Source organism: Hyphomicrobium sp. (assembly GCF_020852195.1).
Taxonomy (GTDB): Bacteria; Pseudomonadota; Alphaproteobacteria; order Rhizobiales; family Hyphomicrobiaceae; genus Hyphomicrobium_C.
This window is the reverse complement of record NZ_JADZBI010000114.1, coordinates 1-19,410: the sequence shown is the minus strand read 5'-3', so window position 1 is coordinate 19,410 and position 19,410 is coordinate 1. Positions and strand designations below refer to the sequence as shown.

The 19,410-nt window shown below is 66.8% G+C and carries 17 protein-coding genes and 1 pseudogene; 10 read left to right on the top strand and 8 right to left on the bottom strand.

All coding sequences use genetic code 11. From position 1 onward, the window contains the following. From IT540_RS09135 to IT540_RS09105, 7 genes and pseudogenes are all read right to left on the bottom strand, one after another. A pseudogene (locus tag IT540_RS09135) lies at window positions 1-130 on the bottom strand (ABC transporter ATP-binding protein); the annotation flags it as partial. After that, a complete protein-coding gene (locus IT540_RS09130; RefSeq protein WP_291176121.1) occupies window positions 127-1,038 on the bottom strand; it encodes an ABC transporter ATP-binding protein in 912 nt (303 codons plus the stop codon). The gene IT540_RS09130 and the pseudogene IT540_RS09135, both read right to left, overlap by 4 nt. Before the next feature lie 8 nt (window positions 1,039-1,046). After that, window positions 1,047-2,390: a high-affinity branched-chain amino acid ABC transporter permease LivM gene (gene livM / locus IT540_RS09125; RefSeq protein ID WP_291176118.1), complete on the bottom strand. Its 1,344-nt coding sequence runs from the start codon at window positions 2,388-2,390 to the stop codon at window positions 1,047-1,049. Between the two features lie 3 nt (window positions 2,391-2,393). Next, on the bottom strand, window positions 2,394-3,308 hold the full coding sequence (locus IT540_RS09120) for a branched-chain amino acid ABC transporter permease LivH (RefSeq protein WP_291176115.1): 915 nt from the start codon (window positions 3,306-3,308) through the stop codon (window positions 2,394-2,396). A 157-nt stretch (window positions 3,309-3,465) separates the two neighbouring features. Continuing rightward, window positions 3,466-3,708 carry a CDGSH iron-sulfur domain-containing protein gene (locus IT540_RS09115; RefSeq protein WP_291176112.1) on the bottom strand — a complete coding sequence of 81 codons (243 nt, stop codon included), beginning with the start codon at window positions 3,706-3,708 and terminating at the stop codon, window positions 3,466-3,468. Between the two features lie 92 nt (window positions 3,709-3,800). Further along, a complete protein-coding gene (gene soxZ / locus IT540_RS09110) occupies window positions 3,801-4,127 on the bottom strand; it encodes a thiosulfate oxidation carrier complex protein SoxZ (RefSeq protein ID WP_291176109.1) in 327 nt (108 codons plus the stop codon). Window positions 4,128-4,131: 4 nt separating this feature from the next. After that, on the bottom strand, window positions 4,132-4,662 hold the full coding sequence (locus tag IT540_RS09105) for a thiosulfate oxidation carrier protein SoxY (RefSeq protein WP_291176106.1): 531 nt from the start codon (window positions 4,660-4,662) through the stop codon (window positions 4,132-4,134). Between the two features lie 104 nt (window positions 4,663-4,766). Between IT540_RS09105 and IT540_RS09100 the strand changes: the two genes are divergently transcribed. The 7 genes from IT540_RS09100 (at window position 4,767) to IT540_RS09070 (ending at window position 14,364) form a co-directional block, all read left to right on the top strand. Continuing rightward, window positions 4,767-5,192: a thioredoxin gene (locus tag IT540_RS09100; RefSeq protein ID WP_291176102.1), complete on the top strand. Its 426-nt coding sequence runs from the start codon at window positions 4,767-4,769 to the stop codon at window positions 5,190-5,192. 14 nt (window positions 5,193-5,206) lie between these two features. Next, on the top strand, window positions 5,207-6,535 hold the full coding sequence (locus IT540_RS09095; protein WP_291176099.1) for an NAD(P)/FAD-dependent oxidoreductase: 1,329 nt from the start codon (window positions 5,207-5,209) through the stop codon (window positions 6,533-6,535). Between the two features lie 354 nt (window positions 6,536-6,889). Continuing rightward, complete coding sequence (locus IT540_RS09090) at window positions 6,890-9,409, top strand: acyl-CoA dehydrogenase (protein ID WP_291176096.1); 2,520 nt, start codon at window positions 6,890-6,892, stop codon at window positions 9,407-9,409. A gap of 18 nt (window positions 9,410-9,427) precedes the next feature. Beyond that, the gene (locus tag IT540_RS09085; protein WP_291176093.1) at window positions 9,428-11,479 is read left to right on the top strand and encodes a 3-hydroxyacyl-CoA dehydrogenase NAD-binding domain-containing protein; all 2,052 of its coding nucleotides are present in this window, start codon (window positions 9,428-9,430) and stop codon (window positions 11,477-11,479) included. Then, the gene (locus IT540_RS09080; protein ID WP_291176090.1) at window positions 11,476-11,916 is read left to right on the top strand and encodes an ester cyclase; all 441 of its coding nucleotides are present in this window, start codon (window positions 11,476-11,478) and stop codon (window positions 11,914-11,916) included. The genes IT540_RS09085 and IT540_RS09080 overlap by 4 nt, the downstream gene beginning before the upstream one ends. 41 nt (window positions 11,917-11,957) lie before the next feature. Then, window positions 11,958-13,262 carry an acetyl-CoA C-acetyltransferase gene (locus tag IT540_RS09075; protein ID WP_291176087.1) on the top strand — a complete coding sequence of 435 codons (1,305 nt, stop codon included), beginning with the start codon at window positions 11,958-11,960 and terminating at the stop codon, window positions 13,260-13,262. Window positions 13,263-13,458: 196 nt separating this feature from the next. Then, window positions 13,459-14,364 (top strand): intradiol ring-cleavage dioxygenase, encoded by a 906-nt coding sequence (locus tag IT540_RS09070; RefSeq protein ID WP_291176081.1) that lies wholly within the window; start codon window positions 13,459-13,461, stop codon window positions 14,362-14,364. Window positions 14,365-14,537: 173 nt separating this feature from the next. Here the strand turns inward: IT540_RS09070 and IT540_RS09065 are convergent, their stop codons facing one another. Continuing rightward, window positions 14,538-16,253, bottom strand: coding sequence for a long-chain fatty acid--CoA ligase (locus tag IT540_RS09065; RefSeq protein WP_291176078.1), 1,716 nt, complete (start codon window positions 16,251-16,253; stop codon window positions 14,538-14,540). Between the two features lie 428 nt (window positions 16,254-16,681). Between IT540_RS09065 and IT540_RS09060 the strand changes: the two genes are divergently transcribed. The 3 genes from IT540_RS09060 (at window position 16,682) to IT540_RS09050 (ending at window position 19,203) form a co-directional block, all read left to right on the top strand. Continuing rightward, window positions 16,682-16,948, top strand: coding sequence for a phosphopantetheine-binding protein (locus IT540_RS09060; RefSeq protein WP_291176075.1), 267 nt, complete (start codon window positions 16,682-16,684; stop codon window positions 16,946-16,948). A 142-nt stretch (window positions 16,949-17,090) separates the two neighbouring features. After that, window positions 17,091-18,335, top strand: a complete 1,245-nt coding sequence (locus IT540_RS09055) for a beta-ketoacyl-[acyl-carrier-protein] synthase family protein (RefSeq protein ID WP_291176070.1) — start codon at window positions 17,091-17,093, stop codon at window positions 18,333-18,335. 379 nt (window positions 18,336-18,714) lie between these two features. After that, a complete protein-coding gene (locus IT540_RS09050) occupies window positions 18,715-19,203 on the top strand; it encodes a cyclophilin-like family protein (RefSeq protein WP_291176066.1) in 489 nt (162 codons plus the stop codon). Window positions 19,204-19,410: the final 207 nt, after the last annotated feature.

Below are 19,410 nucleotides of genomic sequence, written 5' to 3'. Positions count from 1 at the left end.
TGCCGGCCCCGGTGGCGCCGAGCAGCGTCACGATCTCGCCGCGCCGGACCTCGAGCGATACGCCCTTGAGCGCCTGGATGTTGCCGTAGAAGGCGGACACGCCGTCGATGGCGAGCAGGGGCGCGGTCATGGGCGCACGCTCCCGGCCGCGGCGGCGGCCACCTCCTCGTCGTCGACGCCGAGATAGGCGGCGATGACCTTGGGATCGTTCTTGACCGCATCGGCCGTGCCGTCGGCGATCTTGACGCCGTACTCGATGACGACGACGTGGTCGGAGATGTCCATCACCACGCTCATGTCGTGCTCGATGAGCAGGATCGAGACGCCGGTCTGGGCGCGGATGCCGCGCAGAAGCCGCGTCAGCTCCGCGCTCTCGCGATTGTTGAGGCCGGCTGCCGGCTCATCGAGGCAAAGCAGCACGGGATTGGTGCACATGGCGCGCGCGATCTCGAGGCGCCGCTGGGCGCCGTAGGGGAGGTCGCCCGCCGGATCGTCGGCGCGCTCGACGAGCCCCACCACCTCGAGCCAGGCACGCGCCAGCTCGAGCGCCTTGTGCTCCGCCGCCCTGTACTTGGCGAGGCCGAGGATGCCGCCGAGGCTGTAGTCGGACGCCGCCATCAGCGTCTTGTGCTGCGCGACGATCAGGTTCTCGAGCACCGTCATGCCGGGGAAGAGACGGATGTTCTGGAACGTGCGCGCGACGCGCGCCTCCGATGCGATGGCGTGATCTGGCATGCGCTCGAGCAGGAACAGCTCGGGCGTAGCGCCGTGCGTGCGCTTCTTGTCGGAGCGCGTGAGCGTGGCGACTGCCGCCGGGTCGGCCGGGCCACCATGCGACAGCGCGAGCCGCCCACTGGTCGGCTTGTAGAACCCGGTGATGCAATTGAAGACGGTGGTCTTGCCGGCGCCGTTGGGTCCGATGAGGGCGGTGATGTCGCCGCGTCCGACGGTGAAGGAGAGGTCGTTGATCGCCACGAGCCCGCCGAACCGCATGGAGAGATGGTCGACCGCGAGCAGGGGTTCGGAGAGCCAGCGCATGGGCACCCTCACTCGGCCGGGACTGCGGCCGGCGCGCCGCGTGTGGCGGGCGGCTTCAGGCGCACGGTCGGCTCGCGCGTCGCGATGAGGCCCTTGGGCCGCCAGACCATCAGCATCACCATGGCGAGGCCGAACAGCATCATGCGGTACTGCGCGGGATCGAAGTCCGGGCCGAACACGGCCTTCAGCAAGCCGAGCTCGCGGAGCAGCTCCGTGCCGCCGATCATCACCGTTGCCGCGATGGCGACACCGACCATGCTGCCGAGCCCGCCGAGCACCACGATGGCGACGATCATCGCGCTCTCCAGGAACTCGAACGACTTAGGGCTGATGAAGCCGTAGTGCGCGGAGAAGAACGCGCCCGCGAGTCCGCCGAAGAAGGCGCCGGCCGCGAACGCGGTCACCTTCGTTGTCACCGTGTTGATGCCGAGCGAGCGGCACGCGATCTCATCCTCGCGCATCGCTTCCCAGGCGCGCCCCACCGGCAGCGTCCTCAGCCTTATCGTCACCCAGTAGGCGGCGAGCGCCAGCGCCAGCACGAGATAGTACATGAAGGCGAGGCGATAGATCGGCGAGGGGGGAAAGCCGAGCATGTAAGGGAGCGAGCCCGGCTCGGAACCGAGCGAGAACCCGAACAGCGTCGGCTTCGGGATGCTCGAGATGCCCGCATAACCGCCGGTCACCGGCACCCAGTTGACGAGCACGAGGCGCACGATCTCCGCGAACGCGAGCGTGACGATGGCGATGTAGTCGCCCTTGAGCCGCAGCACGGGCAGGCTAATCATCACGCCCCAAAAAGCGGCCAGGATGCCAGCCAGCGGCAGCACGAGCCAGAACGAGAGCCCGAACGTCGTCGTGAGCAGCGCCGAGGAATAGGCCCCGACCGCATAGAAGGCGACGAAGCCGAGGTCGAGCAGGCCGGCGAGCCCCAGGATGATGTTGAGGCCGAGCCCGAGCAGAACGTAGATGAGGATCTGGATGCCGTAGGTGTCGACCAGCTTGAGCACGCCCGTCCCTCCCGCCGAGGAGATCCCGAGCGCGATGAACGGATAGGCCAGGAGGAAGGCGAGGCCGATGTATGGCAGGTAGCGGAGGAAGGGATGCGGTGGCGTGCTGGTGACGGTCTTGCCGGGCGTCGTGCGCTCGAAGCCCACCGGTCTCACGAGCGCCAGCAGGAAGGCGGCCACGAAGGCGATCCCCGCCAGCGTGAAGGCGAGCCCCCACCGCTGCGTCAGCACGAGCTGGTTGGAGAAGTTCGCATCCGTGCGCAGCGCCACGATCGGAAACGCAAGCCCGAGTGTGACGAGGCCGACGATGAGCGCCCTCTTCAACGCGTCCGCCGGAGCGCCCATGGCTCAGACCTTTTCGACGTCGGGCCGCCCGAGCAGGCCCGAGGGAAGGAAGATGAGCACGATGGCGAGGATCGAGAACGCCGCGACGTCCTTGTAGTCGATGGTGAAGTAGGCCGACCAGAAGGTCTCGATGAGGCCGATCAGTAGCCCACCGAGCACGGCGCCTGGCAGCGAGCCGATGCCGCCGAGCACCGCCGCCGTGAAGGCTTTGACGCCGGGCACGAAGCCGTCGGAGAAGCTGACCACGCCGTAATAGGTCATCCACAGGAGCCCGGCCACCGACGCCAGCATCGCGCCGATGATGAAGGTGAGCGAGATGGTGCGGTCTACGTCGACGCCGAGCAGCGCCGCCATCTTGCGGTCCTGCTCGCAGGCCCGCTGCGCGCGTCCGAGGGAGGTGTGCCGCACCACGTACCACAGCACGCCGAGCAGCGCCGCCGTCACCACCATGATGAGGAGCTGCTTCTCGGCCAGCGTGACGGATCCGTCCCCGACCGGGATCACGAGCACGTTGGAGAGGATCGGCTCGAGGGTCTTGTTGCGCGGGCCTTGCACGAGCTGCACGAAGTTGGAGAGGAAGATCGACATGCCGATGGCCGAGATCAGCGGCGCGAGGCGGAACGAGCCGCGCAGCGGCCGGTAGGCGAGCCGCTCGATGACCCAGCCCCAGAGGCTGGTCAGCGCCATGCCGAGCACGAGCACGACGAGGAGCGCCAGCCCGAGCGATCCGACGCCCAGGAGCTGCGTCAGCATGAGGAAGAGGATCAGCGCGATGAAGGCGGCCAGCATGAACACGTCGCCGTGGGCGAAGTTGACCATGCCGATGATGCCGTAGACCATCGTATAGCCGATGGCGATGAGACCGTAGATGGAGCCGAGCGTAAGCCCGTTAATGAGCTGCTGGACAAAATAATCCATGTGTCGGCCGTTCCCCCCGAATTGCCATTCGCCCTTGCTGTTTTAGCGAGGGAACACGCCAAGGGAACTGATTTTTCGTCTTTCCGGCCCTCAAGAGGCGCTTCGTGCATCACCTGCTGTGGATTTGAGCAGCGAGGGAGCAAATTTTGGCGGCGGCCTAGATCACGTTGTGGGTGCCGTCGCACCAGGGCTCGTCGTCGGTCGCCTTGCAGCCGCAGAGGTTGAAGGTGCCCGTCGTGGGGGCCGCGAACTCCAGCGGCTCGATTCCCGTGCCCTCGTGGGAGCCGTCGCAGAAGGGCTGGGACTTGGAGCGCCCGCAGCGGCAGTACCAGTAGGTCTCTCCCTCGACCAGATCCACCTGATAGGGGCTTGTCTGCGCGACGACGGGTTCTTCGGCCATGATCCACTCCCGATAGAGCATGAGCCTTCGGCGTACCGGCTTCGTGCGCCGGGGGCAAGGCCCGCGTTCTGGCCAAGATCAGAAGACGGAGCTCACGCCACGTTCAGCGCATAGCGCTCGATGGTCTCGCCGCCGTCGTCGTCCTGCCAGGAGACCAGGAGCTCGCCCGGCCCCGGCACCTTGAGGAAGAACGACAGGTAGGGATTGGCCGCGATACCGGAGCCCAGCTCGGCCTTGAAGATCAACGCCCCTTCGTAGCGCGCCGTGAAGGTGTGGATGATGTTGCGGGGAATCGGTCGGCCCTCCGAATCCTTGCGGTTGCCGGTCTCCATGACGTGGGTGATCAGCGCCTTGACCTCGATGGTCTGGCCGGTCTCGATCCGTTCGGGAAGCCTGACGCGGGGTTTGGAAGCGGCCATGGTGTCACTCCGTCCCGCAGCCGCCGATGCCGACGTTGACGATCGTGCGGGCGACGAGCAGCGTATTGGCCGACGTCACCGCCACCGCCACCACCTCCTGCGTCTTGGCGAGCCGCATGCGCCCCGAGACGGCGGCTTTGCCGGAGAGCGGCGTGAAATGGAACGTGGCGACGGACGCCTGCGGGTTCTGTGTCGAGAGAAGATGCACGCGCGCGATGTGGTCGGCCTCCGTCATCGGGCTTTCGATGTTGATCTTGTAGGGCACGATGTTGCCGTTCTCGGCATCCTCAGGCAACTCGAGGGTCACGCCGCCTTCGATCGGCGTGCCGCCGCCCACGATCTTTTCGAACGCCGCATTGAACTGCGCGGTAGGCACCAGCGGGGCCGGATCGGCTGCCGCCGCTGCGGCCGCCGCGGAAGGTCCGGACTGGGCGCGGGCGGCACGCGGCGCGAGCCCCGACAGGGTAAGCGCCCCGGCACTGGCCAGCATCATGCGCCGGTCCACGAGCGTGCGGCCTGGTTTGCGGGAGGTCACGATCGATCTCGCAGTCGTTTCAAGGGTAAAAGCGGCATGATCCGATGCCGACTTCTCCATGATCCTGGGGACTGCTAGCATGGGAAAGAAATGGGGTGCAAATCATGCGTCCGGACATAGGGGGGGCTGAGCTGCGGCGGAAGCGCCGGCCGTTGGCCGTGCTGTGGCTCGCGCTGCTTCCGCTCGTGGCCGGCTTGGGCGCGCTGGCGGCCCCGCGCGACGTCCCCTCGGGCGAGGGCGTCCGCCTGATCATGGTCGAGGAGGTCGCCTGCCGGTTCTGCCGGCAATGGAGCGCCGAGATCGAGCCCGGCTACGGCAAGACCGCCGAAGGCCGTTTCGCCCCGCTGACGCGCGTGCTGCGGGGCGATCCCGAGGTCCGGAACCTGGCACCGATCACCTACACGCCAACCTTCATCGTCATGCAGGGAAGCGACGAGCTGGGCCGCATCACCGGCTATCCCGGCGCCGACTATTTCTATGTGGAGCTCCGGGTCATTCTTGCGGCCGCGGGCTTTTTTCCGGGCCTTTGAGCGAAGGACGCGCCATGCACGAGATCGACCGCAGGCAGCTCACGGGCGGACTCGTCGCTCTGTCGCTCGGCGTGATCGCCAACCGCAGCCAGCTCCGCGCCGCGGCCCGCGCGCGCGTCGTGATCATCGGCGGCGGGCCGGGCGGCGCGACGGTCGCTGTCACGCTGAAGCGCGCCGCGCCCGATCTCGCTGTGACGCTGATCGAGCCGCAGCGCCACTACACGACGTGCTTCTATTCGAACCACTTCATCGGCGGCTTCCTGAGCTTCGACCGCATTACGCATGGCTACGCCGGCCTCACGGCGCTCGGCATCGACGTGATCCACGAGAAGGCGACCGCCATCGACGCCGCGAAGCGCGAGGTGCGCATCGCGCGCGCCGCACCCGCGGGCTACGACAAGCTCGTGGTCGCGCCGGGCATTGCCATCAAGTACGGCGCCATCGAGGGCTACACAGAGGCCGCGAGCTATTTCATGCCGCATGCCTGGACCGGCGGCCGCCAGACACGGCTCCTGCGCGAGCGGCTCGACGATATGAAGAACGGCGGCCTTGTGGTTATCGCCGCGCCGCGCAACCCCTACCGCTGCCCGCCGGGACCCTACGAGCGCGCCTGCCTGATCGCCGACTACCTGAAGCGCGAGAAGCCCAGGAGCAAGCTGATCGTCCTCGACCCCAAGATGGCGTTCTCCAAGCAGGCGGTCTTCGAGGAGGCCATCGAGAAATACTACAAGGACGTCATCGAGCTGCGGCTCACCAACGATCTCGACGACATGAGCGTCGCGCGCGTCGATCCCAAGACGGGCGAGGTGGTGACCAAATCGGGCGAGACCTTCAAGGCCGCGGTTGCCAACATCATCCCCGACCAGACGGCAGGCACCATTGCGCTCGACTCCGGCCTCGCCGAGGGGGGGTGGTGTCCGGTCCATCCCGAGACCTTCCTCTCGACCAAGGTCAACGACGTCTATGTGCTGGGCGACGCCGCGATCGCGGCCGACATGCCGAAGTCGGCCTTTTCCGCGGCCAGCCAGGCGCGCGGCGTGGCGGCGAACATTCTGGCTGATCTCACGGGCGCCGAGCGCCCCTCGGCCGCCTATCGCAACACCTGCTGGTCGATGCTGGCCCCGAACGACAGCGTCAAGATCGGCGCCGACTACGCGCCGGGCGAGCTCAAGGGCAAGCACGCGCTGGTGCCCAAGGACGCCTTCATCTCCAAGACGGGGGAGAGCGCGGAGCTGCGCAAGGAAACCTACGAGGAGAGCCTGGCCTGGTACGAGACGCTGACGGAGGACATGTTCGCCAAGTCGGCTTCCGCCGGCCGCGTCTCCAACGGTCGCCGCGGCTGACGGGCTCCCACGACGTCATCCCGGCGAATGCCGGGGTCCAGATAAGGTGTGACGGATGAGGAGAGGACGCGCCGCCGCCGGAAACACGAGCAAATACAACGCCGAACCACTGTCGGGATGGCAAGATTTCCACCGATTGGCGCACCGCAGCGTGGTTTCGGAGAGAAACACTTTATATTCTGCCCGTATCCTCTGGCGTCGGAGGGGGCTTATCGGGGTGCCCAGAACCGCTTTGCAATGTTCGTCTCTGCAACTCATGAGACGTGCCGCAGCCCCGTGATGGCTTTGCGCCCTGGCGACGACCTGGCGGGCTGATCCCTCGCGGGGCACCGGCAGGCGAAAGCGGAGAGGTCGATGGCGTTGATCCTGCTTCTGATCGCCCTGGTCGCAGTCGCGATAGCGCTCGGCATGGCGCGCGCCGGGCCCTGGCAGTGGGCCGTCGGCCTCGGGCTGGTGACGCTCGCCTGGCAGTGCGGCCTCTTTCACGGCGAGGCGCATCTGCCTGACATCGGCTTCCTGGGCTTCCTGACCTGGCTCGGCCTCATCGCGCTCGGCACCCTGTCCGTGGCCGAGGTGCGGCGGCGCGCCGTGGTGCAACCGGCCTTCAAGCTGGTGCGCGGCATCCTGCCGAAGGTATCCGACACCGAGCAGCAGGCGCTCGACGCCGGCACCGTGGGCTTCGACGCCGAGATCTTCTCCGGCACGCCTGACTGGACCAAGCTGCGCGCGGTGCCGCCCATCGTGCTGACGCCCGAGGAGCGCGCCTTCCTCGACGGTCCGACCGAAGAGCTGTGCCGCATGATCGACCACTGGCAGATCCGGCACGCGGAGCGGCGCATGCCGCCCGAGATCTGGGACTTCGTGAAGGCGCACGGCTTCCTCGGCATGCTGATCTCGAAGGAGCACGGCGGCCTTGGCTTCTCGGCCCAGGCCCAGTCGCTGATCCTGGGCAAGATCGCCTCGCGCTCGCCCGACGTCGTGACCATTGTCATGGTGCCAAACTCGCTCGGCCCCGGCGAGCTGATCGAGAAGTACGGCACCGAGGAGCAGAAGGCCCACTATCTTCCGCGCCTCGCCAGCGGCCGCGAGGTGCCCTGCTTCGCGCTCACCGGCCCCACCTCCGGCTCGGACGCCGCCACCATGCGCGATATCGGCACCGTGACCAAAGGCGAGCACGAGGGCCGCGAGACGGTCGGCATCCGCCTCACCTGGGACAAGCGCTACATCACGCTCGGCCCCGAGGCGACGCTGCTCGGCCTCGCCTTCCGCCTGTTCGACCCGGATAAGATCCTGAGCGAGGTGGAGGACGTCGGCATCACGGTCGCGCTCATTCCGACCAAGCACCCGGGCGTCAACATCGGCCGCCGCCACCTGCCCTCCGGCGCTGCCTTCCCGAATGGACCCAACTGGGGCACCGACGTGTTCATACCGATCGACTGGGTGATCGGTGGCGAGAAGATGGTGGGACAGGGCTGGCGCATGCTGATGGAGTGCCTGGCCGCGGGCCGCGCCATTTCGCTGCCGTCCTCCGCCACTGCCGGTGCGAAGACCATGCTGCGCGTCTCGACCGCCTACGCGCGCATCCGCCGCCAGTTCGGCCTGCCGGTCGGGCGCATGGAAGGCGTCGAGGAGCCGCTCGCCCGTCTCGTCGAGACGGCTTACGTCAACGAGGCCGCACGCGCCGTCACCGCCGCCATGGTTTCGCGCGGCGAGCGCCCGTCCGTCATCTCCGCGCTGATGAAATACCAGACCACCGAGCGCCTGCGCCGCGCCGTCAACGACGCCTTCGACATCCACGGCGGCCGCGCCATCTGCGACGGCCCCTCGAACTACCTCCAGTCGGCCTATCAGCTCGTGCCCGTCGGCATCACCGTCGAGGGCGCCAACATCCTGACCCGCACGCTGATCACGTTCGCGCAGGGCGCGCTGCGCTCGCACCCCTACCTCTACAAGGAGGTGCAGGCGGTGCAGAACCCGGACAGCACCGAGGGCTTGCGTGCCTTCGACGCCGCGTTCGGCGGCCACGTCGTGTTCTCGATCGCGAACGTCGCCGGCGCCTTCTTCCACAACCTGACGCTCGGCCTCTTCGCCGAGGCGCCGAAGGGCACCGATGGTCTCGAAGCTATCTACAAGCAGCTCTCGCGCGCGTCGCGCAACTTCGCACTCGTCGCGGACCTGACGGTGGCGCTGCTCGGCGGCGGCCTCAAGGTGAAGCAGAAGCTCACCGGCCGCCTCGCCGACGCGCTCTCCGAGATCTATCTCACCTCCTGCGTGCTGAAGCGTTTCGAGGACGACGGCCGCCCCGAGCAGGATCGCGCCATCGTCGCCTTCGCGGCTGCGAACGGCCTGCATCGTTTCGAGGAGGCGCTGCGCGGTACGGTGGAGAACTTCCCCAACCCGGCCGTGCGCGCGCTCCTGCGCGTCATCGTGTTCCCGTTCGGCCGCCACTACTACCCGGCGCCCGACGAGCTCGGCGCGCGCATCGTGCGCCTCGTTCTCGCACCCGGCGAGGTGCGCGACCGCCTCACGCGCGATATTTATGTCTCCGACGATCCCGACGACCCGACGGGCCTGCTTGAGATCACGCTCAAGAAAGTCGTCGCCGCCGAGCAGGCGGAGAAGAAGCTCGAGCGCGCCATCCGTGCCGGCACCGTGCGCCGCTACCACGGCCGCGACTGGATCGGCGAGGCGGCCGACGCCGGCACCATCACCGAGAGCGAGGCGCAACTGCTGCGCGAGGCGGAGACCTTGACCCAACGCGTCATTGCCGTCGATCATTTTGCGCCCGAGGAGCTGATGCCGCATTATCGCAAGGCCGCTCCGTCGAGCCTCGGGCACAACTCCCGCGGTCTGGCCGGCGCGGACCCATCGTGAGGAAAGAGGCAACGCCCCATGGCCCATGATAACGAGTCCAACGACAACGAGGCAGCCGACAGCAGCCCCCGGACGAGCGATGAAGCCGGCACGCTGGCGTTCCAGGACTGGCGCTTCTCCGTCGATCAGGAAGGTATCGGCTGGGCGATCTTCGACCGTGAGGGCCAGAGCGCCAACGCCTTGGGCACGCGGCCGCTCGAGGAACTGGGCGCCATTGTCGACTGGGCGGAGGAGGGCGCACGCCGTCGCACTATGTCGGGCCTCGTCATCCTCTCCGGCAAGGAGAAGGGCTTCATCGTCGGCGCCGACATCAACGAATTCGAGGGCTTCACCACCGAGGCGGAGGTCATCGACCGCCTGCGCCTCGTGCTCGCGCTGTTCGACCGCATCGAGCGTCTGACGATCCCCGTCGTCGCCGGTATCCACGGCGTCTGCGTCGGCGGCGGGCTCGAGCTGGCGCTCGCCTGCCACTATCGCATCGCCACGCGCGACGAGCAGACCCGCGTCGGTTTCCCCGAGGTCAAGCTCGGCATCTTCCCCGGCTGGCACGGCACCGCGCGCTCCATCCGCCAGGCCGGACCCGTCGCCGCCATGCAGGCAATGCTGACCGGCAGCATGATCGGGGCTTCGCGCGCGCGCGCCATCGGGCTTATCGACGAGCTGGTCGCGAGCCGCGGCGCGCTCCGCTGGGCCGCCCGCAAGGCCGTGCTGAGAAAGCGCAAGGCCAGGCCGGCCGGGCTCGCCAAGTCGCTGCTGACGCGCTGGCCGGCGCGCGCGCTGCTCGCCAAGAAGATGCGCGACGAGACGAAGAAGAAGGCGCGCGAGGCGCACTATCCGGCGCCGTTCCGCTTGATAGACCTGTTCGAGCTGCACGGCGGAGATCTGGAGGCGCTGAAAGCCGCCGAGACGCGCTATTTCGCGCCGCTCCTGATTTCAGACCAGTCGCGCAACCTGCGCCGCGTCTTCAAGCTCTCCGAGCTGTTGAAGAACCAGGCGCCGAAGGATCTCGGCTGGAAGCCGATGCGCGTGCATGTGGTCGGCGCCGGCACCATGGGCGCCGACATCGCGGGCTGGTGCGTCGCCTCCGGCATGGAGGTGACGCTGCAGGATCTCTCGCCCGAGGTGATCGAGAAGGGCATCAAGGCGCAGGGCAAGCTCTTCGCGAGGAAGTTCAAAACCAAGCCTCAGAGGGCGGCGGCCAAGGCGCGCCTCATCGCCGATCCGACGGGGCAGGGCGCCGCCCACGCGGACGTCATCATCGAAGCCATCGTCGAGAAGCTCGACGTCAAGCAGAAGCTGTTCGCGGAGCTCGAGGACAAGATCAAGCCTAGCGCCGTGCTCGCCACCAACACCTCGTCGCTGGAGATCGAGGCCATCGCCGCGCCGTTGCGCGACCCCGGCCGCCTGATCGGCATCCACTTCTTCAACCCCGTGGCGCAGATGCCGCTGGTCGAAGTGATCCGCGGCGCGCAGAGCCGCGAGGAGGAGGTGAAGAAGGGCGCCGCCTTCATCACCGCCATCGGCAAGTTTCCGCTCATCGCCAAGAGCGTGCCGGGCTTCCTCGTCAACCGCATCCTTGCCCCCTACATGATGGCCGCCATGGCGCGGCTGGAGAAAGGCGAGGAGAAGGAGAAGATCGACGAGGCCGCTCGCACGTTCGGCATGCCCATGGGCCCCATCGAGCTGGCGGACACCGTGGGCCTCGACGTCTGCGCCCACGTCGGCCGCATCCTCGGCCTCTCGCCGGAAGGCTCGCTGTTGCAGCGTCTCGTCGATGCCAGGAAGCTCGGCAAGAAAGCGGGCGAGGGCTTCTACGTCTGGAAGGACGGCAAGCCCGAGAAGGGTGACAAGACCTACGACGCCGCCGACCTCGAGCGCCTCGGCCGCGAGCTCGTCGATCCGCTCATCCGCGAGGCCGAACGCGCCCTCGACGACCGCGTGGTCGCGAGCGCGGATCTGGTCGACGCGGGCGTCATCTTCGGCACCGGCTTCGCGCCGTTCCGCGGCGGGCCGCTGCACTTCAAGGCCGGGGAGCAGAAGGAGGGCGCCACACTCGCCGCGGCGGAATGATGCGGCAATCCGAAGGCACGGCGAGCGCGGCGGATCTGGTCAGGCGGTTCTACGATGTTGTCTGGAACAAGGCCGATGAACAGGTGGCGCGCGAGATTCTGCATCCGCGCTTCAGCTTTCGGGCCTCGCTTGGTCCCGAGCGGCAAGGCCTTGACGGCTTCATCAATTACATGCGCGCAATCCATGCCGCGCTCAAAGATTACACCTGCACCATCGACGAGTTGCTTGTCGACGGTCCGAAGGCTGCGGCCCGCATGACGTTCGGAGGCCAGCATCAGGGCGAGTTCTTTGGCGTCTCAGCGACGGGCCGTTCCATTGCGTGGGCGGGAGCGGCGTTTTTCGAAACGGACGGCAGGCAGATCACCCGCCTGTGGGTGCTCGGTGACATTGACGGTGTGAAACAGCAGCTCGGAGTGGATGCGCGGCGAACATTCTGACCGCGAGGAGGCCCGGAGCGGGAATGAACCGGAGGAATTCAATGGCTGAGACATTGCGGCGGGTCGGCATCGTGGGAGGTGTGCGCACGCCCTTCTGTCGCTCGAACACGTTCTACGCGGACCTTTCCAACCTCGATCTGATGACGGCGGCCTTGAACGGCCTCGTCGACAAGTATCGACTGAAGGGGGCGCATATCGACGAGGTCGTCGGCGGCGCGGTGGTGACGCACTCGAAGGACTACAACCTCGCGCGCGAGGCCGTGCTCGGCACCAGGCTTGCGCCGTCCACGCCGGGCATCACGATGCAGCAAGCGTGCGGCACGAGCCTGCAGGCGGCCGCCACCATCGCCGCCAAGATCGCGACCGGCGAGATCGAGTGCGGCATCGCCGCCGGCTCCGACACCACCTCAGACGCGCCGATCGTGTTCTCGAAGAAGTTCGCGAGCCGCCTCGTGCAGCTCCCGCAGCAGAAGACGGCGATGGACCGCGTGCGCGTGTTCAAGGGCTTCAGCCCGCGCGAGCTGGTCCCGCAGCCGCCCAACGTCGCCGAGCCGCGCACAGGCCTCACCATGGGCCAGCACTGCGAACTGATGGCGCGCGAGTGGAAGATCACGCGAGAGGCACAGGACCGCTTCGCCTTCGAGAGCCACCGCAAGGGCGCGGAGGCCTACCGCTCGGGCTATATGGACGACCTCATCGTGCCGACCGCCGGCGTGTTCCGCGACAACAACCTGCGCGAGGACATCAGCCTCGACAAGCTCGCGACCCTCAAGACCGCCTTCGACAAGTCCGACAAGGGCACGCTGACCGCCGCCAACTCGACGCCGATGACCGACGGCGCCGCCTGCGTGCTGCTCGCGAGCGAGGAGTGGGCGGCCAGGCGCGGCCTCGCCATCCAGTCCTATCTCTCCTACACGCAGACCTCCGCCAACAACTTCGTCGCCGGCGAGGGGCTCCTCATGGCGCCGACGATTGCAGTCTCGAAGATCCTCGATCGCGCGCACCTCGCATTGCAGGACTTCGATTTCTACGAGATCCACGAGGCGTTCGCCGCCCAGGTGCTGGCGACGCTGAAGGCGTGGGAGGATCCGGCCTACTGCAAGACGCATCTCGGCAAGGATCAGCCCTTGGGTGCCATCGACCGCGCGAAGCTCAACGTGAAAGGCTCGTCTCTGGCGTTCGGGCACCCCTTCGCGGCGACGGGAGCGCGTGTGCTCGCCAACCTGTCGAAGCTCTTGGCCGATAACGGCGGTCGCGGCCTGATCTCGATCTGCACTGCAGGCGGCATGGGCGTGGCCGCCATCCTCGAGAGCGCCACCCGCGCCGAGGTCCGCGCCGCCGCTTGACGATAAAAAAAATGTCCACGGCCCAATCTGTCATCCCGGCCGAGCGGCGCAGCCGCGAGAGCCGGGACCCAGGGCCGCAACCGGTGGCCTGCGTCACCCCGGCGCGCCGGATTGCCGGGGGCTGGGTCGTTACAGAGTTCATCCCGCCGGACCCAAGGTCTGACGTGGAACAGACCTGCTTGGGAGGAGCGCCGGTATGACGAACGAAACGGGAATTTCGCGCAGAGGCACGTTGGCGGGGCTAGCAGGCTCGGCGGCGCTCTTGGTCACCGACAAGGCGGCATCCGCCGCAAGCCCGGCCGCCGCCCCCGCGCTTCCCGCCGCCGCCAACGTCTGCCGCATGACGCCGCGCATGGTCGAGGGGCCGTTCTATTTCGACCCCGACCTCGTGCGCGAGGACATCACCGAGGGCCGGTCCGGCATTCCGCTGAAGCTCGTGCTGCAGGTTACGGAAGGCGCCACCTGCCAGCCCATTCCCGGCGCCCGCGTCGACGTCTGGCACTGCGATGCGACGGGTCAGTACTCGGGCTACGACGGCCAAGGCGACGACCAGGGCATCTCGACCAAGGGCGAGAAGTTCCTGCGCGGCGCGCAGACGACGAACGGCACGGGCGAGGTGACCTTCAAGACCATCTATCCCGGCTGGTACCGCGGCCGCACCACGCACATTCACTTCAAGGTTCTGCTCGACGAGAAGGCGATGCTGACCGGGCAGATGTACTTCCCGGACGCGCTGTCGGAGTACATCTTCACGAGCGTTGCGCCCTATAATGGGCGCACCGCCAAACGCGACACGCTGAATAGCACCGACTGGATCGCCGGCGCCGACGGCGATCACATCACCTTCGTGAGCATCCGCGAGGAGGCCGACGCCTACGTCGCCACCCTGGTCATCGGCGTAGACCGCGCCGCCGGCCCCGAGCCGGCGGGCTTCGGCCGCCCGCCTGGCCCGCCTCCCGGTGCTGGCCCCGGTGGCCCTGGCGGTCCGCCGCCGGGCGCGCGTCCACCCGGTCCGCCCCCGGGCGGCCCGCCGCCCGGCATGGAAGGCGGCCCCGTTCGCCCACGCGGCACCGGCTCCATCGTCCCCGGCCGCGACACCTAACCTCCGCATTTCACTGTCATCCCGGAAAGGCGGAGGCGTAGCCGAAGTCTTGTCCGGGACCCAGGGGCCATCGCCGGAACGCTGGAGTTTGTGGCCCCTGATCCCGGCTCTTGCGGCTTCGCCGCTTGGCCGGGATGGCACGGGGGAGGGAGCAACGGGCGCACGCGCTGCGGTCACCCGCGTACTTTCGCTTCCTCAGCCTTGAGCGTCTTCTTGCAGAGCTTGCCGATCATGGTCTTGGGCAGCGTGTCGCGGAACACGATGTCGGCCGGCAGCTCGAGCTTCGAGATCTTCACCTCGAGGTGATCCATCAGCTCCGCCTTGGTAGCCGACTGGCCGGAACGGAGCTTGACGAACGCCTTCGGAGCCTCGCCGCGATACTTGTCGGCGATGCCGATCACAACCGCCTCCTCAACCGCCGGATGCTCGTAGAGCGCCTCCTCGACGCGCCGCGGATAAACATTGTAGCCTGAGCAGATGATGAGGTCCTTGATGCGGTCGACGATGTAGAAGAAGCCGTCGTCGTCCATCACGCCCACGTCGCCGGTCCGGAAGAAGGGGCCGGCGAACTGCGCCGCCGTCTCCGCCGGCCGGTTCCAGTAGCCGCGCATGACCTGCGGACCCGCGATGCAGATCTCGCCCCGCTCGCCGTGCGGCACCTCGCGCGCGGGATCGGTAAGGTCGCGCAGCGAGAGGATGGTGCCGGGCAGCGGCAGCCCGATCGAGCCGGCCCTCGCCGTCCCGTCGAGCGGGTTGGCAGTCGCGACCGGCGAGGTCTCCGACAGGCCGTAGCCCTCGACCAGCGGGCATCCGGTCGTCGCCTCGAAGCGCTCCTTCACCTCCACCGGCAGTGCCGCGCCGCCCGACAGGCAGAACTTGAGGCACGAGAGGTCGTAGGAGCCGATCTTGGGGTGGTTGAGGATGGCGTTGAACAGCGTCGGCACGCCCGGCATGATCGAGGGGCGGTGCTTGGTGATAAGATCGAGTGCGTCCTGGAGCACGAAGCGCGGCATCAGGACCATCTCGGCCGCGATCCTGAGGCCGAGGTTCATCACCACCGTCATCGCGAACACGTGGAAGAACGGAAGCGCCGCCAGCACCCTTTCCGCGCCGTAGGCGAGCTCCGGCGCCCACGCCGCGATCTGCTGCACATTGATATGCAGGTTGGCATGCGTAAGCAGCGCGCCCTTGGGCGTGCCCGTCGTGCCCCCGGTGTACTGCAGCACGGCGATGTCGTTGTCGGGATCGATGGCGACCGGCTCGAGCAGCGCCGGATCGGCGAGCACCTCGCTCTCGAGCCGGATGCGGTCGCGCACCGAGGAGCTGCGCGGCTTGGCGAGCTCCTTCGCCTTGAGCAGCTTGAACAGCACCGCCTTGGCCGCCGGCAGCAGCGCCGCGAACGAGGCGACCACCGCACCCTTGAGCACCTTGGTCTCCACGAGGCGCTCGACCTTGTCGAACAGCACCTTGAGATCGAGCGTGATCATCAACTCGGTCTCGCTGTCCTTCACCTGGAAGGTGAGCTCGTCGAGAGAATAAAGCGGATTATAATTGACGACCACGCCGCCCGCTTTGAGGATCGCGAAGTAATAGATGATGAAGGTTGGGCTGTTCGGAAGGAAAAGTCCGACTTTCGTGCCCTTCACGACGCCGAGTTGCTGCAGTCCGGACGCGGCCCTGTCGACCAGCGCGCCGATCTCCCCATAGGTCAGCGTCCGACCGAGGAAGGTCGTGCAGGGACGGCCCGCGCTGCGGGCGACGGCGGTGTCCAGAAGATCGAACAGGGGCGCAGGCTCGAGCGCTGTGTACCAGTCAACGCCCTGAGGATAACTGCTGATCCAGGCATGTGCTGCACGCTCGGAGCCCTGAGCCGCCCCGGTTTTTGCCATCGATGGACCTCCCGCGCTGTCCCTGAAGGAGGCCGGTCCCCGGTCCCCGCGTCCCTGTGCCGCGCAGGGCTGCCGAGGCTTTCACAATCCTCCGGGCAAGCATTATCTGTGATTTAGGTATGACGCTGAACGTCGCTAGAACCATTCAACACTTTTTTGTGCCTTTCGCCTAGTCTGCGCCCCAAACGCGACCCGTAAAGGCTGTGTCCCATGGAACTTCGTGGCGCCTTGGGATCTGACAAGAAGAAGCTTGTGCCGGAGAGCCGCAGGTCGCCCAGACCCCGTCGGCTGGACTTCAGGCTGGTTTAAGGATATGTGACGCCCAAGCTTGTGATAATTGCGGCCCTGCACTACTTAGGTGGCTAATTACTTAAGCTAACGAGCGCGGGGTCCCTGCAAGTCTGCGTGGGCAGGGTTTGGAGAGCGAGATGGACGAAGTCGCAACCAAAATCATCGACATTCTCAAGAAGCATATGAAGGAGCCGAGAGACGACATCAATCTCTCGACCGCTCTCACGGATCTCAAGATCGAGTCGCTAGACCTTGCGATGATTGTGTTCGACATCGAGGATACCTTCGGCATTGAGATTCCGTACAACGCCAACGAGGATGTCGGCGACTTCAAGACCGTCGGCTCTGTCGTCGACAAGGTTAAGGGTTTGATGGCGGCAGGGCCCGCTGCTGCGAAGGCTTAGCCTGCAAAGGCCCGTGATCTCTGTGGGCCGGTGAGGCCCGGAAGCCCGTTGCCTCCATGGCGTCTTGGGGGAGGCGGTGCATTGGATGTGGCTGGGCGATTGTCTCCGATCCTTGGCCCAGCTCTTAGGATCGATTGAAGCAATGAAAAACGGCAACGGCACACGTCGTGTGGTCGTCACGGGTCTTGGCGTGGTGACGCCGATCGGGCTCAACGTGGCCGACTTCTGGTCAAGTCTGCAGGCAGGCAAGTCGGGCGTCTCGGAGCTCGGCGGCTTTCCGCTCGACGATCTCAAGATTCTGATCGCCGCGCAGATCAAGGACTTCGATCCCAAGGTCCAGCTCAAGAACTACAAGCGCGACAAGATCATCGTTCATGCCGACCGCTATTCCTGGTTCGCCGCCGCGGCGGCCGAGCAGGCGGTCGTGCAGTCGGGCGTCGAGTTTCCGCTCGAGAACCCCTATCGCACGGCCTGCATCATCGGCTCGGGCGCGGGCGGCCTCACCACCTTCGAGAACGCCTATCGCGATCTCTTCATTCACAACAAGCGCGCCACCAACCCGCTGACGCTGCTCCGCATCATCGGTTCGTCGGCCTCCGCCCACGTCGGCATCGAATACGGCATCAAGGGCCCGACGTTCGCCACCTGCTCGGCCTGCTCGACGGCCACCCACGCCATCGGCATCGCCCGCGACTACATCCAGAACGACCTCGCCGACGTCGCCATCGCCGGCGCCTCCGAGAGCGTGATCAACTACGGCACCATGAAAGCCTGGCAGGCGCTCCACGTGCTCTCGCCGCAGGGCTGCTTCCCGTTCGCCAAGAAGCGCAACGGCACTGTGCTCGGCGAGGGCGCCGGCATCCTCGTGCTCGAGGAGCTGGAGCACGCCAAGCGCCGCGGCGCGACCATTCTCGCCGAGCTCGTCGGCTACGGCATGGCCTCCGACAGCCAGGACATGGTGAAGCCGACGGTCGAAGGCCCGCGCTACGCCATGCAGATGGCGCTCGACGACGCTCGTATCGAGGCGTCCGAGATCGACTATCTGAACGCGCACGGCACCGCGACCAAGGACAATGACATCAACGAGACGAAGGCCATCAAGGAAGTGTTCAAGAACGCGGCCTCGAAGCTGGCGATCTCCTCGACCAAGTCGATGACCGGCCATCCGCTCGGCGCCGGCGGCGGCATCGAGGCCGTAGCCTGCATCAAAGCCATGCAAGAGAGCTGGGTTCCGCCCACCGTCGGCCTCGACGAGGCCGACCCCGAGTGCGACCTCGATTACGTGCCGAACGTCGGGCGCGCCATGAAGGTGAACTACACGATGTCGAACTCGTTCGCCTTCGGTGGCCTCAACGCCGTCGTCATCTTCGGTCCCCCTCCGGCCTGATTCAGTCATTCCTCCGGACACCTGCGCCGGCCAACCTCCCTCTCTCCTTGGGGAGAGGGCAGGGTGATGGGACGTGTCTGGTGCACCCGCCCGCACACATCCCTTGGCACCGCCCGGGCACATCCTCCGGGGCCTGAAAACTCACTTGGAAAGTGCATTCTGACGACGCATCCCGCGCGGAGCGCCGCAGCGCTTTTGCCAACGCATTGCAACCAAACGACAAATGCACGCGTTGATGTAGCCTCTTGAAGCGTGGGGCATCAGATGAGAAGGTATTTGTGACGGCGACTTGAATGACGACCTGCTGCGATCCGAGCCTCGAGGGCGGTAAGGGTGCGCGCAGCCGGTTTCGTGCCGTCCAATAAGGTCCCGGGAGGCTGTGGTGCGGCATATACTCATCAGAGCAGGAAACGTGGCCATACGCGCCCGGTTGCTGGCGACACCCACGGCGGATCGCATCTGGGAGTCGTTGCCGATCTGCGGCTCCGTCCAGACATGGGGCAAGGAAGTCTACTTCCGCACGCCGATCTCCCCCGACCTCGAGCCCGACGCCCGCGTTGTCGTAAGCAAAGGCGAGATCGCCTTCTGGCCGGACGGCGACGCCATCGCCATTGGCTTCGGGGCCACGCCCATCTCGAAGCGCGGCGAGATCCGCTTCACCAGCAAGTGCAACGTCTGGGCGGTGGCCTTGGACGACGTGGATCAGCTCCAGAACGTCTACCCCGGCGAAGAGGTCTCCGTTGTCGAGGCGGCCGGCGACCGAGACGATTGGGATGCGCCACCCCCGTCGCGCCGCAAGGGGCATCGCTCGCAGCAGATGCACGCAGCGCTTTGTCCGTCGGCGGACGAGAGCGGCACTGCCGGCTGAAATCCCGCAAGTTCAAACAAAAAAGACGGGGCGTGGAGAGGCGCCCCGGCCTTTGGTGTGCCCGACGGATCGGGCCGTTGAACTGTGGGCTGGCGCCCGGCCTCAGCGGGAGGCGACCTTCTTCTCGATGACCGACTTGGGAACCTCGCCGGCGGCGACGAGGGCGTTGATGCAACGCGAGGAGAGGTTCTTGCCGACGGCGCGCAT

What these genes read in the sequence shown, in the direction of transcription:
- IT540_RS09075 (WP_291176087.1), top strand. Translation starts at nt 11,958, where the DNA reads ATGGCTGAGACATTGCGGCGGGTCGGCATCGTGGGAGGTGTGCGCACG.
- livM (WP_291176118.1), bottom strand. Translation starts at nt 2,390, where the DNA reads ATGGGCGCTCCGGCGGACGCGTTGAAGAGGGCGCTCATCGTCGGCCTC.
- IT540_RS09090 (WP_291176096.1), top strand. Translation starts at nt 6,890, where the DNA reads ATGGCGTTGATCCTGCTTCTGATCGCCCTGGTCGCAGTCGCGATAGCG.
- IT540_RS09070 (WP_291176081.1), top strand. Translation starts at nt 13,459, where the DNA reads ATGACGAACGAAACGGGAATTTCGCGCAGAGGCACGTTGGCGGGGCTA.
- IT540_RS09085 (WP_291176093.1), top strand. Translation starts at nt 9,428, where the DNA reads ATGGCCCATGATAACGAGTCCAACGACAACGAGGCAGCCGACAGCAGC.
- IT540_RS09130 (WP_291176121.1), bottom strand. Translation starts at nt 1,038, where the DNA reads ATGCGCTGGCTCTCCGAACCCCTGCTCGCGGTCGACCATCTCTCCATG.
- IT540_RS09080 (WP_291176090.1), top strand. Translation starts at nt 11,476, where the DNA reads ATGATGCGGCAATCCGAAGGCACGGCGAGCGCGGCGGATCTGGTCAGG.
- IT540_RS09095 (WP_291176099.1), top strand. Translation starts at nt 5,207, where the DNA reads ATGCACGAGATCGACCGCAGGCAGCTCACGGGCGGACTCGTCGCTCTG.
- soxZ (WP_291176109.1), bottom strand. Translation starts at nt 4,127, where the DNA reads ATGGCCGCTTCCAAACCCCGCGTCAGGCTTCCCGAACGGATCGAGACC.
- IT540_RS09060 (WP_291176075.1), top strand. Translation starts at nt 16,682, where the DNA reads ATGGACGAAGTCGCAACCAAAATCATCGACATTCTCAAGAAGCATATG.
- IT540_RS09115 (WP_291176112.1), bottom strand. Translation starts at nt 3,708, where the DNA reads ATGGCCGAAGAACCCGTCGTCGCGCAGACAAGCCCCTATCAGGTGGAT.
- IT540_RS09055 (WP_291176070.1), top strand. Translation starts at nt 17,091, where the DNA reads ATGAAAAACGGCAACGGCACACGTCGTGTGGTCGTCACGGGTCTTGGC.
- IT540_RS09065 (WP_291176078.1), bottom strand. Translation starts at nt 16,253, where the DNA reads ATGGCAAAAACCGGGGCGGCTCAGGGCTCCGAGCGTGCAGCACATGCC.
- IT540_RS09120 (WP_291176115.1), bottom strand. Translation starts at nt 3,308, where the DNA reads ATGGATTATTTTGTCCAGCAGCTCATTAACGGGCTTACGCTCGGCTCC.
- IT540_RS09100 (WP_291176102.1), top strand. Translation starts at nt 4,767, where the DNA reads ATGCGTCCGGACATAGGGGGGGCTGAGCTGCGGCGGAAGCGCCGGCCG.